Origin of the sequence: Niallia sp. NCCP-28 (assembly GCF_023168165.1) — a bacterium.
In the GTDB taxonomy this organism is placed as follows: domain Bacteria; phylum Bacillota; class Bacilli; order Bacillales; family Cytobacillaceae; genus Niallia.
Genome location: NZ_BQYJ01000019.1, coordinates 1 through 14,282, shown reverse-complemented (window position 1 = coordinate 14,282; position 14,282 = coordinate 1). Strand labels below are relative to the sequence as shown.

Genomic DNA, 14,282 nt, shown 5'->3' with positions numbered 1-14,282 from the left:
TGTTCATTATTTTTTCATAATTATCCTTTACTATATAAACATGTTAAGAGTTTCCCCTCTTAAATATATATTTTCTTTTGATTCGAATGGGACCATTCGAATCTTTTTTTCTAAAAGCAAATAATTTGCTGCTAGATGGAAAAAGCAAGCTACGTGCATTTATTGATAAAGTTCAATAAGAAGGGGCTGTCTAATAAGTCCTAAAATAAAAACAGGGGAAGAAAAACAATTTGTTTTTCTTCCCCTGCTTTTTGACTTCTATTCATTTTACAAGAAAAAACGGTTTTTTTGTATTTAATTTCAAAAAAAGTCCTGTAATGCTTATGATGGATTTTGGCACTTTTTTGATTGGAATCTCCTGCGGGAAAAGCGAGTCAAAGGGAGATCCCACAGGGGCACTCTCCGAGGAGGCTCCTCGACGCGTGCGGAAAGCGAACAACGCCTGGATTAGAAATCAATAAGCAAGTTGAACAGCCCCTTTTTATGCCTCAATGGAAATATAAGAAAAAGATTGAAAATTAAATAAACCTTTATCTGTAAGCTTTAATGTTGGAATAACAGATAAGGATAAAAAGGATAAAGTTAAGAATGGATTAAAGGATTCATACCCTCCTAAAAGTTTCACCTTCTTATTTATATCCCCTATTTGACGATAAAGCGTTTGATAGCTTTGGTCAGAAATCAGACCTGCAATCGGCAATGGCAATGCTGCAATTGCTTCTCCATCGATTGCTATCGAAATGCCGCCTTTTATTTCTATTAAATATTTTATCGCTTTTAATATATCTTCATCATTAGTTCCCACTGCCACAATATTATGAGAATCATGAGAAATGGTTGTCGCAATCGCACCCTTTTGCAAACCGAACCCTTTTACAATAGCGCGGCCAATATTGCCTGTTTGATGATGTCTTTCTGCAACAACAAGCTTTAGCTGATCCTTTTCTATCGATGGTTTAAACACACCATTTTCTAATGTAATATGCTCTTTGGCATGATTTGTTACAATACTGTTTGGAATCACTTCAATGACGTTGCAAAAATCCGACGACAAAGGCAGCGCTAAATGGGATAGTTCTATAGCAGCAGCATTTATTTCTGGCAAGTTTTCATCTAAATAGGCATGTTTTTTAAATCCTTTTTCTTGCAGAGTCCCTTCTTTTACAACACATTTCCCCTCTTTAAAAACCATGTTAATTGCTAACTTTTCCAAATTATCAACAAGTAAAAAATCCGCTTTATAACCTGGAGCAACAGCCCCGACATTATCCAGCTTAAAACATTCTGCTGTATTGATTGTCGCCATTTGGATGGCTGTAATAGGATTGAGCCCTTCTTGTATTGCTAAACGAATGCAATGGTCGACGCTGCCTTCATCCACTAAATCATCAATTAATTTATCATCGGTAACAAATAAACAGCGCCTTGAATTTTGGACTGTCACAACAGGAAGCAAAGCTTTTAAATCCTTTGCAACTGTGCCTTCTCTTATCATTAAATATAAACCTAAATCTAAACGGTCTTTTCCTTCTTGAGCTGTTGTCGCTTCATGATCATTTTTTATTCCAGCAGCGCTGTATACATTAAGCTGTTCTTTTTCTATTCCTGCTGCATGGCCATCTATTAAGGCATGATTTTGTTTGGCAGAAAACAGTTTATTTATCATATCTGGATTTGTGTGGAACACAGAAGGAAAATCCATTACTTCCGCTAAACCTAAAACTCTATTATGATGAAAAAATGGAGCTAAATCCTCTGCCCCTAATGTTGCACCATTGCTGTCTAATGGAACAGCTGGCACACAGGATGGCAGCATGACTCGAACATCCAATGGCAAATCTTCTGATTTATCCAGCATATATTGAATGCCATGTACTCCAGCAACATTTGCTATTTCATGGGGATCGGTAATAGCTGTAGTCACACCGTGGAGCAACAGCACTTTAGCAAATTCTTGGGGTGTTAGCATGCTGCTTTCTATATGTACATGGCCATCTATTAACCCTGGCACAACAAATTTGCCTTTTGCGTCAATTACTTGATTTCCATCATAATGTCCAATCCCTGCAATAAAGTCATCTGATATTGCAATATCCCCTTCCATTATTTCACCTGTAAAGACATTGACAATTTTCGCCTGTTTAATCACCAAATCGGCTTTTTCTGTTTTTGCAGCGACTCTTATTCTTTTTTTATATTTCCTAATATCCATTTAATCATTCCCCCTTATGGTCATTTTACAATTAAGCTATTGATTTAAACAGGAAAACAAATATTGATAAACTTTAAAATATTTTTTACCATTTTATTATATAGACTACAAACACTCAAACTATTTTTTAGTTAAAATAAACAAAACCCTTGATGCATTATGTAATTATTTTACGAATTAATATCTCTATACACCTAATAAATATGCTATTATTATTACGAAATGTTCATCTTTATTATTTTATTTTTACATAATGTTATTCAACAGAGAGGAGAAAGCAATGATTTACAAAGAACTGATTATTGGATTAATGCGGGCAGGCATATTTGGATTTGGAGGAGGGCCTTCTGTTATTCCACTGATCCGCCATGAAGCGGTTAATCGCTTTAACTGGGTTACAAATGACGAATTTGGAGAAATATTGGCCATTGCTAATACTTTGCCTGGCCCTATTGCTACCAAAATGGCTGCTTATCTAGGATATAAACAAAAAGGTGCTCTCGGGGCCACAGTTGCTGTATTGGCACATATCTTGCCGACTTGTTTAGCTATGGTTTTACTGATTACCTTTGTTAATGTATTAAGCAACTCTGCTATTGTAACTGGTATGATTTCTGCCGTTCTTCCCGTTATTGCGGTTATGCTTGGCGTTATGGCATATGAATTTGGAGAAAAGGCTGTAAAAGGTTTAGGCATTTACATCGGCATTCTATTAACAATTGTTTGCTTAGTGCTCATACAAACGATTTCTATTCACCCGGCCATTGTTATTTTAGTGTTTTTAACATATGGAGCATTCCATTTTAAAATCAAAACAAAACTCAAAAACAAACAAAGAGGGGTAGAATAGATGATACTCGTTAGCCTATTTTTAAGTTTTCTTTTGGCAAATCTTCTTGGTTATGGAGGCGGGCCAGCCTCTATTCCATTAATGTACGAGGAAATTGTTAATCGATATAATTGGTTGTCTAATGCTGAATTTTCTAATATGCTTGCATTAGGGAATGCTTTGCCTGGACCAATAGCTACAAAAATTGCTGCATATGTCGGCTTCGGCATGGGGGGATGGCTTGGTTTTTTCATTGCATTATTTGCAACCGTTGTTCCATCTGCAGCTGCTCTTATCTTCTTAATAAAAGTAATGAGCAAACATCGCGATTCTCTTATTGTAAAAGGAATGACCATTATGGTACAGCCGGTTATTGCTGCTCTAATGATTGGCCTTACCTTTGAAATGTTTCAAGACTCTTACCATTCTTTAGGACTTATTCAATCAGCCATTATTGCTATTATCGCATTATTGTTATTGCAGAAATTCAAAGTGCATCCCGCGCTCGTCATTATCCTTGCATTTCTTTATGGAGGAATTGTTGTTCCATATATTCATTAATATCTAGTAATCAATAAGGAGATAATTATGTCTAACCATTTTCAAATCCCATACTTTAAACTAGATGCTATCGATCAAGCCATCCTAGATTTACTTCATGAAAACAGCCGGATTTCTTATACAGATATCGGAAAACATGTTGGCATTTCACGAGTGGCTGTTCAAATGAGGATTAACACATTAATGGAACAAGGAATTATTGAACGTTTCACGACGGTTATTAATCCTACTAGAATCGGCATGATGGTTTCCGCTTTTTTTAATGTGGATGTAGAACCAAAATATTTGGAACAGGTTGCGGAAAAATTAGCAAATGACTCTGCAGTTTCTAGCCTTTATCACATGACAGGTCCGAGCAAACTTCATATGCATGGAATTTTTGCCGACAATCAGGAAATGGAAGAATTTTTAACAGATAAATTATACGCAACAGAAGGTGTAGTAAGTGTTGATACCCAATTGTTAATTAAAAGATATAAAAGCAGAATGGGTATGAAATTATAAAAAAGCACTCCAATTGTTAGACTATGTCTAACAATTGGAGTGCACTTCATCTAACTCCTCTTTTTTATTTCTGCAAAATAGCTGTTAATTCAGACCAATCCTTTAATCTGTTCATTTTTAATTCTTGATTATAAGGATGATCTTTCACATAAACCTGAACAGCAGCATCTGCAAGAGTTTCCACCACTTGCGGCTTATCATCAAAATAAAAATCAAGTTCTAATTTTTTAATGATATGAATTTTCTCATGATCTTCCATTCCGCAATAAAAGTGCCCTTCTTGCATTGGAAATCCTTTTCTTTGCATCCATTCCTTTGTACGTTCTCCAAACTCCTTATTTCTTGCTGTTATATAATAAACATCATGTCCATTTTCCACTAGCTCATTTAATGTTTCAACTGCCATTGGAAAAGGCGGGCAATCCGTAAAATAGATTTCTTCACGCAAAGAATTCCACAACTCTTTGCCTTCCACATCCTGCAAACCAAATGGACGATGGATCTCCACCGTCTTTAATGCTTTAAATATTTCTAAATCAATATTTGTTTGCATTTTTTTATTGTATAAACCAAAAGCATACTCCCTTAAATTAATAAGAGTATCATCAATATCAAATCCAAACTTCATTTTTATTCCTCCATACTTTGACAAACAGCAGCATTAGTTAATAATCAGTTTTTATTGTAAAATGATCTTTAAAACTAGACTCTCGCTTCAATTGTTCTGATTGTATTTCCTCAACGGATATTTTCCGGATATTCTCATATTCTTTTAAGTGCGACAAAGGTTTTTTTCCTAAAAGAACAGCTGCAATCACCTCTGCTAAAACCTCTGCATCTTTTAAGGAACTATTTAATCCAAAAGCTCCTGTTGGACTCATTGTATGAGCAGCGTCTCCTAATAAAACTACATTTTGTTTTACCCATGTGGAACTTTTCGAGCTTTCAACCTTTAATAAAACAAAATCCCGCCATGACTGAATATGCTCTGAAACGCTTTTTTCCAATTCAGGAAAAGCTTCAATTAGACTATTTATGAAGATTTGAAAAGATCCCTTTCTTAATGCTGGAAAACTGTCTTCTTTTATATTCCAGCCAATTTGAATATATTGTCCATATTGTGTAAATAATGCTAATTGACTTCCATTCGCTAATGCCATGCTTACAGTTGGTTCCCAATTAAGAGGCGCTGGGATTTTTGCCCATAATAAATCATATCCATGCCTAATCGGCGTGACAGGGAATTCAGCTTTTTTTCTAATAGTGGAAAACCTTCCATCTGCTGCAATAATCAGTCTGCTGCGGACAATGGTTTTCTTATCATCTATGATTGCCATTACTCCATTGCCGCCATTTTCCATGTCTTCTGCCAAATCTACCACTTTTGCATTCATTTTTAATTGAAAAGCAGGAAAGGTATTTGCCTTATTTAGAATAACCTTTAATAAATGATTTTGAGGTACATGTATGCCGGTATGATTTATTCCTTCTGCTGGCAATATTGTTTTAAAAACTTTTCCCCTATCTACATATTCTACCCGTTTCATTGGCAGGATTCCCATCTTTTCTAAAGCGGCAAAAAGTCCTGCCTTTTTTAAAACAGCTATTCCTTCCTCATTTAAATGCTCGCCTCTAAACTCTTTATTAATGTCTTGATGACGCTCCAGCAAAATAGTAGAAATATTGGCTTTTGACAATAAGTAGGATAATAATGCTCCGCCAGGTCCTGCACCAACTACACAAACATCTGCTTCTAATATCGTCAATTTCCCCATCTCTTCTCTTTATTTTCTTTTATAAAGTGAAACTTCAGTCAATGGGAGGTTCTCCACCCCCATTGACTGTTAATTAACCAAAACCACCCTTCCCTTTATAGGAAAAAGGAAGGGGTTGATTTGGTTCCTATATTAAAGCGGATAAGCCGTTATCTTTAAATCTTCTCCAACTTTCTCCACATCAGCATACCGAAGCTGAACCGCCTCGTTAATCGTTTCTACATCTTCTCCTCTATATGGCGTATACGAGGATTTACCGCCTAAAATTTTCGGGGCAACATAAACAAGGTATTTTTGAATAAGCTTTTCTCGCATAAAACTCGCATTAATTTCGCTTCCGCCCTCTAATAAAATATCCGTAATCCCCTCTTTATACAACATCTTTAAAGCTACCTTGCCATTCATACTAGGTACTGTTAAGATTTTTACTCCTTTTTTCATTAACAGCTTCGCCTTTTCATCGTTTCGTTCCTTTGTTGTCACAATAATTGTAGCAGCTTCTGTACAGTCTGCTACATGAGCATCTAGTGGTATCCGCAAATTAGAATCCATAATAATTCGTATAGGATTTTTCCCTTGAACCTCAAGTCTTGTTGTAAGTTGTGGATTATCTGCCAGCACCGTCCCCACTCCTACAAGAATGCCATCTACTTTATTGCGGAGCTCATGAACTTCACGTCTTGCCTCTTCTCCTGTAATCCACTTGCTATGGCCAGTATATGCAGCAATTTTCCCATCTAAAGTCATGGCGACTTTGGAAATGACAAATGGCATTTCATAAATCATATTGTGAATGAATCGCTCATTTAGCTTTAATGCTTCTTCTTTCAAAACGCCTACTTCTACTTCAATTCCTGCATTTTTAATAAGATTGATTCCTTTTCCTCCTACAGAAGGGTTTGGATCTTCAGTTGCCACAACTACTCTTTTCACACCAGAATCTTTAACAAGATTGGCGCAAGGAGGAGTTTTGCCAAAGTGTGAACATGGTTCAAGGGTTACATAAAGAGTGGCTCCTAAAGCATGCTCTCCTGCCATATGAAAGGCATGAACTTCTGCATGGGGTTCCCCTGCTTTACGGTGAATGCCTGACCCGACAATCATCCCGTCTTTCACAAGAATTGCCCCAACAACAGGATTCGGATTTGTTTTTCCTTTTGCCGTAGCTGCAAGATCTAATGCCATTCTCATAAAATCTTGATCTGTTTTCATCCTTTTTTCTCCCTTATGTTGTTACCATTTTTTCATTGGCCGGAATATGGCCCGATTTAAGCACTTTTGTTTTCAAATAGTTTTCATTATACTCTGAGATATCTCCCCAAATTGGAACATTTTCTTCTGCTGTCAGCCCGATTGATTTTAATGCTGCCAGCTTCTTCGGATTATTGGTAATTAATTTTACTTGCTTTTGGCGCAAAAACTGAAGGACCTTAATTGGCTCTTCGTAGTTGCGCATATCATCTGGAAAATCTAACGCATTATTTGCTTCTACTGTATCAAAGCCCTCCTGTTGAAGAAGATAAGCCAAAGATTTCGTAAATAATCCAATGCCCCTTCCTTCATGATTTGCAATATAAAATAGTGCTCCGCTGCCATTTTCTACAATCATCTTCATAGATTCTCTCAGCTGAAAACCACAGTCGCATCGTTTGCTGCCAAATATATCGCCTGTATGGCAGATGCTGTGCATACGAATTAATGCATCCTCCGCATTTTTAAAATCTCCATATACAAGGACAGATGATTGCTGATATTCTGCTAAGTGCAAAGAAGGAAGCATTTCTAATAATTCTTCTTTTGATTGATTTTTTTTAATAGGAAGCCATGTATACCATTGAAAGGTAACTGTATCTTTTCCAAGTTGAACAGGAAGGTTCACTGGTCCAACCAGACATAAATTATTTGTATCATTAAATAGAAGAATCTCCATTTTATTTTGAAGAAGATTTATCACTTCTTTTTCCATTCCATAATCTCCTTTTCCCTATAGGCCATGTTATTTCTTTTCATGTGTAAAACAGAAAGAATAAACGAATAAAACTCTTATTACTTACTATATGTAAGTAAGTATATATTGATAACAAATTAGCGTCAAGTAACTAAAATAAAAATTACTGATAATTATTATCATATAGGAATCTTTTAAAATATACAAACTCGATTTTTTAGTATGACTTTTACTATAGGAAAATAACCCTTTCCGTTTCATGAATAGAGCCATACTTTAAAGGGATAGTTTCTCTTTACTACGCTGAATTCTATTGTTCCATAATGCTTGTCCTTTTATCGTGAATATTCCGCAAAATTTATGGGTATTGTACTGTACTATTCAAATTACTTTGCAGTCTGAAACTAATGGATTTTGAACATAATACAGAATAGAATACTACTGAAACGTTTTGAGGTGAAGGTATTGCCTAACAATATTTTAGCTACATTTTTGCGTTTGCCAATCACTTTACGAATTTTAGCTATTTCCATTATTATTATTGTTGCTTTTGGGACAGCTATTACATGGATAGAACCTCAAAATTTCCCAACATTTTTTGATGGTGTTTGGTGGGCAATTATTACTACATCTACTATTGGATATGGAGATTATGTTCCTAGTACCATATTAGGCCGCTTAACAGGAATTGCACTTATATTTACAGGAGTAGGATTTATTTCTACTTATTTTGTCACTTTGGCAACCGCGGCCGTAACTAAACAAAATACTTTTATAGAAGGGAAAGCCATGTATAAAGGAAAAAATCATCTTATCATTATTGGCTGGAATGAACGATCAAGATCCCTGATCTATTCACAGATAAACGACAATAAAAAGCCATCGATTACCCTTATCGATGCCTCTCTGGCGAAAAACCCTTTGCCTGACTCGATTCATTTTATTCAAGGGAATCCTAATATCGATAGTACTCTTCTTATGGCAAATATTGTTTTAGCAGAAAAAGTGATTATAACTGCAGATCAGAATAAAGATGAACTTCAAGCAGATATGAGCTCGATTTTAACACTGCTTGCCGTCAAAGGGCTTAATCCTGCAGTTACTTGCATTGTGGAAATATTGACTGTTGAACAGGTAGCCAATGCGGAAAGAGCAGGAGCAGATGAAATTATTCAGTCTAATAATTTGACTAGTTTTGTAATGAATAGCAGTTTAAATTCTAAAGATACAATGGTTGCTTTTTTAGACCTGCTTAATCAGCTAAAAGAAAAAAAATTAAAAATCATTCCATTAAGCGAAGAAAATGCCTGGCAATCAAATCGTAATTTTGCAGCGTTAAGCGCCCATACTTTACAAGAAGGCAAGCTGCTTATTGGCATAAAAAGAGGAGAAAAAACTTATTTTGATCCTTCTTCTTCGTTTTTATTAGAAAAAGGAGACGAATTGATTTTTATTACTTCTTAAAGCAAAACTTCAACCAGTAAGGTTTTCTCTTATACTTCCTTAGATGAGGGGCAAAATCCCGTTAATATTCAATAGGAGGCTGTCTAATACGTCCTAAAATAAAAACAGGCAAATTTAATAGTACTAAAAAGATGGGCTGTACTCAAAGGTCATTTTTTAATGACTTTTGAGTACAGCCCCATCTCATTCTTATTATTGAAGATAATTTTTGCAAACAGCTAGACATTGTGTACAAATCTCTGCGCAATATTGGCAATGTCTATGCTCATGCTTTTGACATTCTTTTGCACATGCTTCACAAATAGATATGCATAAACTAGTCAGTGCATGTACAAATGGTGATTTTCTGATTACTGCTTGTTCTAGGTAAGAACAGAATTCTGCACACTCCCTATCTAAACGAATGCAGTCCAACATCATTTCTACATGGGTTTCTGCTAAGCACTCATTAAGACAATGATTGCAAGCAATCATACATTCTTGCAGGGAGCGGACTAGCTGTTGTTCTTTTTCATCCAACATACTAATTTCTCCTTCCATTCTATCTTTTATGCTTTATTTAGCCTATTATTTCGCCTTTAAACATTAATCTAGCTTTAAATAATGCAAAAACCCTGAAAAGCAAATTGCTTTTCAGGGTTTTTTGCATTATTTATTAGTCATTTAAACGTTTTTCAAGCTCTGCCTTTTTCTCTTCAAAACCTGGTTTTCCTAAAAGCGCAAACATATTTACTTTGTATGCTTCTACTCCTGGCTGATCAAATGGATTTACTCCTAGCAAATAACCACTGATAGCACATGCTTTTTCAAAGAAATATACAAGATAGCCAAATGTATACTCGTCCATTTCTGGAATAGTTACAACTAAGTTTGGAACTCCGCCATCTGTATGCGCCAATAAAGTACCTTGGAATGCTTTATTGTTAACAAAATCAACTGATTTTCCTGCTAAATAATTTAAGCCGTCTAAATCACTTTCTTCTGCCTCAATAATAATTTCATGGCGAGGCTTTTCAACTTTTACAATTGTTTCGAATAGATCACGGCGCCCTTCTTGTACATATTGACCTAGTGAATGTAAATCTGTTGAGAAGTTAGCTGATGAAGGATAAATTCCTTTTTGGTCTTTTCCTTCACTTTCGCCAAACAATTGTTTCCACCATTCAGAGAAGTATTGTAAACCTGGCTCATAGTTAATCAGCATTTCAATTGTTTTTCCTTTATTGTAAAGCACATTTCGTACTGCTGCATATTGGTAAGCAATATTTTCCTTTAATTCAGATGAACCGAAGTCTACGCGAGCAGCTGCTGCACCTTTCATCATCGCATCAATATCTGCTCCACTAACAGCAATTGGCAATAATCCAACAGCTGTTAAAACAGAGTAGCGGCCTCCAACATCATCAGGAATAACAAACGTTTCAAAACCTTCTTCTGTCGCTAATGTTTTTAGCGCTCCTCTTGCTTTATCTGTTGTTGCATAAATTCTTCCTTTTGCTTCTTCTGCCCCATATTTTTGTTCCAGTAATTTGCGGAACACACGGAAAGCGATTGCAGGTTCAGTCGTAGTACCTGATTTAGAAATAACATTAATAGAGAAATCTTTATCTCCTAAGAAATCAATAACATCACTCATATAAGTAGAGCTGATATCTTTCCCAATAAAGATGACTTGAGGTGTTTTTCTTTTATCACTTGATAATGCATTGTAGAAACTGTGGTTTAACATTTCGATTGCTGCACGGGCTCCTAAATAAGAACCGCCGATTCCAATTACAAGCAATACTTCTGAATCATTTTGAATTTTTTGAGCTGACTTTTGGATACGAGAAAATTCTTCTTTATCGTATTCAACAGGAAGATCGATCCATCCTAAGAAATCATTTCCTGCTCCTGTTTTTTCGTGCAGAGAATGATGAGCTACTTTTACAGCATCCTCTAAATATGTAATTTCATGCTCTCCAAAGAAACTAAGCGCCTTTGAGTAATCAAAACGAACGTGTGTCATAAATGATCCTCCAATTATTTTATTTTTTCTTCTATTTCACTTTAACTAATGTAAGATAACTTATCAAGAAAGATGTTAAATTGTAAGCGTATTCAATATGACTTTTTTCTATTATGCCATTTTTTAGACTGTTTTCATAAACTTTGTTGCTTTTAAAGGCGTAGATTGATTTCCAGTCCAGGATGTTTATTGTCCGCAGGACGGGTGAGGAGTCTCTTCGGCGTATCGTCTGCGGAGTCTCACAGCTTTCACTCCAATCAGCCTGTTTTAACCATGGATTTACTCATGGAAACTATCCGGAAAACAACAATCTTTTAGAAAACAGCCTTATTTTTAAAAGAAAAGGCAAAAAATCAGCATCTTTTGATAAGTATGCAATCGTTCCAATTTATCAAAAGAGCCAACTTTTTGCCCAACTAACTATTTCTTATAAAGAAGCTTCGTAAATTGCTTTTACATCCTGTCCATTCAGCACTTTGAATCTGCCGAATTCTCCATTTGCCATTGCTTTTTCTACCATCAAATCAATTTTTTTGTCATCAATGTCATAATCAGCTAAACGAGACGGGGCGCCTATGCTATTCCAAAATTCTCTTAATTTACCAATTCCTTCCAACCCGACTTCTTCATCTGTTTTTCCATCTGGATCAACAGCAAAAATGCGAACAGCCATTTGTTTAAAACGCTCAGGTTTCACAGATAAATTATGTTTCATCCAGTTAGGGAAAAGAATAGCTAATCCTCCGCCATGTGGAATATCATATACAGCTGAAACGGCATGTTCAATATTATGTGTTGCCCAATCTCCTTGGTAGCCCATATTTACCATGCCATTTAATGCCATTGTTCCACAATAAAGAATGGTTGAACGGTACTCATAATTTTCTAAGTCGTTTACTAGCTTAGGACCAAATTCCATTACTGTTTTCAGCAAAGATTCACACATATAGTCCTGATATTCAGTATGCTCCTCTAAGTGAAAATAATGTTCAAATACATGAGACATCATATCAACAATCCCGTAAATCGTTTGATCTTTCGGCACTGTATATGTATTTTCTGGATCAAGAATAGAGAATACCGGGAATGTCAACGGACTTCCCCAACCATATTTTTCTTGTGTTTCCCAATTGGTGATAACAGACCCAGCATTCATTTCAGAACCAGTTGCCGCTAAAGTCAACACCGTTCCAAAGGGAAGTGCACTTGTAGGAGTTGCTTTTTTTGTAACAATATCCCATGGGTTTCCATCATATTTTGCGCCAACTGCTATTGCTTTCGTACAATCAATAACACTGCCGCCGCCAACTGCCAATAAGAAATCAATTCCTTCTGTTTTGCAAATATCTACTCCACGCTGAACAGTTGATAAACGGGGGTTAGGCTCTACACCAGCTAGTTCAAAAACTTCTTTGCCGCTTTCTTTTAAGATTGCAACAACTTTATCATATAATCCATTTCTTTTGATGCTGCCTCCACCGTATACAAGTAATGCTTTATTTCCAAAGGAAACAACTTGATTTTTCAACTGCTCTAATTGGCCTTTTCCAAAAATAAGTTTGGTTGGATTCCAAAAAACAAAATTCTCCACTATTTTTCCTCCTAAAGAATAGCTAGTTAAGACATAGCAAAAATGTCTGTACCTATTATGAAACAAATAATAGTTAAAAAGCAAAATTTTAGCTTGACCATTTTATTTTCACAAAAAATCTTGTTTCTATCCCCAGAAAAACTAGCATTTATTTTATCATGTATAATTATTTGCACTCTAAACCACCCTATTAATGAACCCAACAAAGGAGGAAAGCACTATGAGCGCAATCCAAAGAATTGCATTAGCACTTACTATCGTTGGCGCAATAAATTGGGGATTAATTGGATTCTTCCAATTTGACCTTGTAGCATTTATTTTTGGCGGACAAGGATCTGCCCTTGCTAGAATTATTTACGGATTAGTTGGGATTGCTGGATTAATTAACCTTGGATTATTATTTAAACCATCCCAAGAAATAGTCCGCGAACCAGAACCAAAATCAATAAGATAAAAGAATATATTTCTTTTTAGGCTATATTAATGAATAGAATTTACAAAAAAACCGGTATAAAAAGTCTAAACTTTTTATACCGGTTTTTTGTACTATATTTTCTTTTGTATTAAAAATAGAAAATACTCTTTAGCTAAAACTTCCCACAATAAATAACAAAACTGTTTATGTCAGCCGATTTATTTGAGCCAAAAGCCAAATAATTTTATTTATTATTATTAAAATAGAAAGGTAACTTAAAATCAAATAAAAAAGCTGATATAAAAGGCGAATGGTTTCCCAAAATAAGACCATATATATGGTCACTATGCCTCTATATCAGCTTTGATTTCAATTATTTTTTAATTAAATCGTTGCGGTTTGACTGATCAATCCACTCTTGTAGTTTATCTTTTAATGTATTGAATCCTTGTGCACTTTCTGTTTCTGTTTTAATTGGTGCTGCTTGGCGTTTTGCACGAGGTTTTTTTGCTTTTTCAGCTTCAGGCTGTACTGGAGCTTCTTCTGTTGCACGGATAGATAAACCAATCTTTCCTGCATTTTCGTCGATAGAAAGTACTTTTACTTGTACTTCATCTCCTACTTTTAAAAACTCATTAATATCTTTAACAAAGCCGTGCGTTACTTCTGAAATATGAACAAGACCTTGTGTATTTTCATCTAATGATACGAACGCGCCATATGGCTGAATGCCCGTTACTTTTCCTGTAATTACGCTTCCAACTTCAATTTTATCTGACATGGTAACACTCCTAATTTTTATATTAACTTACCTTTTATATGCATTATAAAATTATATCATAAATATGCTCACATTACAAAAAAAGTTATTTTTAAAAATAGCTTTTTTTATTTTCGCCTTCTATTTCTTATAGATATGGACCATTATCAACTACAATGCAAAAATAAAAGAACGGCATTTTAGCCGTTCTTTAT

The 14,282-nt window shown here is 35.3% G+C and carries 14 protein-coding genes; 5 read left to right on the top strand and 9 right to left on the bottom strand.

Annotated features, from left to right (window positions below; translation table 11 throughout):
* Positions 1-481: 481 nt before the first annotated feature.
* Complete coding sequence (ade, locus tag NCCP28_RS22750) at positions 482-2,212, bottom strand: adenine deaminase (protein ID WP_248563444.1); 1,731 nt, start codon at positions 2,210-2,212, stop codon at positions 482-484.
* A 280-nt stretch (positions 2,213-2,492) separates the two neighbouring features.
* On the opposite strand from ade, the gene chrB reads away from it, so the two are divergent.
* Genes chrB through chrS form a run of 3 tightly spaced genes read left to right on the top strand, consistent with a single transcriptional unit; the run spans position 2,493 to position 4,106 of the window.
* Positions 2,493-3,062: a chromate efflux transporter ChrB gene (gene chrB / locus NCCP28_RS22745; RefSeq protein WP_248563443.1), complete on the top strand. Its 570-nt coding sequence runs from the start codon at positions 2,493-2,495 to the stop codon at positions 3,060-3,062.
* A complete protein-coding gene (chrA, locus tag NCCP28_RS22740; RefSeq protein WP_248563442.1) occupies positions 3,063-3,602 on the top strand; it encodes a chromate efflux transporter ChrA in 540 nt (179 codons plus the stop codon). It begins immediately after the preceding gene.
* 27 nt (positions 3,603-3,629) lie between these two features.
* On the top strand, positions 3,630-4,106 hold the full coding sequence (gene chrS, locus NCCP28_RS22735; protein ID WP_248563441.1) for a chromate efflux transcriptional regulator ChrS: 477 nt from the start codon (positions 3,630-3,632) through the stop codon (positions 4,104-4,106).
* Positions 4,107-4,170: 64 nt separating this feature from the next.
* Here chrS and NCCP28_RS22730 read toward each other — a convergent pair whose 3' ends face one another.
* The 4 genes from NCCP28_RS22730 to NCCP28_RS22715 form a co-directional block, all read right to left on the bottom strand.
* A complete protein-coding gene (locus NCCP28_RS22730) occupies positions 4,171-4,734 on the bottom strand; it encodes a 5' nucleotidase, NT5C type (protein ID WP_248563440.1) in 564 nt (187 codons plus the stop codon).
* A gap of 37 nt (positions 4,735-4,771) precedes the next feature.
* Positions 4,772-5,872 carry an FAD-dependent monooxygenase gene (locus NCCP28_RS22725; protein ID WP_248563439.1) on the bottom strand — a complete coding sequence of 367 codons (1,101 nt, stop codon included), beginning with the start codon at positions 5,870-5,872 and terminating at the stop codon, positions 4,772-4,774.
* Positions 5,873-6,013: 141 nt separating this feature from the next.
* Complete coding sequence (gene ribD / locus NCCP28_RS22720; RefSeq protein ID WP_248563438.1) at positions 6,014-7,093, bottom strand: bifunctional diaminohydroxyphosphoribosylaminopyrimidine deaminase/5-amino-6-(5-phosphoribosylamino)uracil reductase RibD; 1,080 nt, start codon at positions 7,091-7,093, stop codon at positions 6,014-6,016.
* 13 nt (positions 7,094-7,106) lie between these two features.
* Positions 7,107-7,847 (bottom strand): GTP cyclohydrolase II, encoded by a 741-nt coding sequence (locus NCCP28_RS22715; RefSeq protein WP_248563437.1) that lies wholly within the window; start codon positions 7,845-7,847, stop codon positions 7,107-7,109.
* Between the two features lie 438 nt (positions 7,848-8,285).
* Between NCCP28_RS22715 and NCCP28_RS22710 the strand changes: the two genes are divergently transcribed.
* A complete protein-coding gene (locus tag NCCP28_RS22710; protein ID WP_309296648.1) occupies positions 8,286-9,293 on the top strand; it encodes a potassium channel family protein in 1,008 nt (335 codons plus the stop codon).
* 192 nt (positions 9,294-9,485) lie between these two features.
* Here NCCP28_RS22710 and NCCP28_RS22705 read toward each other — a convergent pair whose 3' ends face one another.
* The 3 genes from NCCP28_RS22705 to NCCP28_RS22695 all read right to left on the bottom strand — a co-directional run bounded on the left by NCCP28_RS22705 (position 9,486) and on the right by NCCP28_RS22695 (position 12,892).
* Positions 9,486-9,815 (bottom strand): four-helix bundle copper-binding protein, encoded by a 330-nt coding sequence (locus tag NCCP28_RS22705; RefSeq protein WP_248563435.1) that lies wholly within the window; start codon positions 9,813-9,815, stop codon positions 9,486-9,488.
* A 133-nt stretch (positions 9,816-9,948) separates the two neighbouring features.
* Positions 9,949-11,301: a glucose-6-phosphate isomerase gene (locus NCCP28_RS22700; protein WP_248563434.1), complete on the bottom strand. Its 1,353-nt coding sequence runs from the start codon at positions 11,299-11,301 to the stop codon at positions 9,949-9,951.
* Between the two features lie 427 nt (positions 11,302-11,728).
* Positions 11,729-12,892 (bottom strand): iron-containing alcohol dehydrogenase, encoded by a 1,164-nt coding sequence (locus tag NCCP28_RS22695; RefSeq protein ID WP_248563433.1) that lies wholly within the window; start codon positions 12,890-12,892, stop codon positions 11,729-11,731.
* Positions 12,893-13,112: 220 nt separating this feature from the next.
* Here NCCP28_RS22695 and NCCP28_RS22690 point away from each other — a divergent pair, with 220 nt between their 5' ends.
* Positions 13,113-13,346, top strand: coding sequence for a DUF378 domain-containing protein (locus NCCP28_RS22690; protein WP_248563432.1), 234 nt, complete (start codon positions 13,113-13,115; stop codon positions 13,344-13,346).
* 334 nt (positions 13,347-13,680) lie between these two features.
* On the opposite strand, the gene yugI is transcribed toward NCCP28_RS22690, so the two are convergent.
* Positions 13,681-14,088, bottom strand: a complete 408-nt coding sequence (gene yugI / locus NCCP28_RS22685) for a S1 domain-containing post-transcriptional regulator GSP13 (RefSeq protein WP_248563431.1) — start codon at positions 14,086-14,088, stop codon at positions 13,681-13,683.
* Positions 14,089-14,282 lie beyond the last annotated feature (194 nt).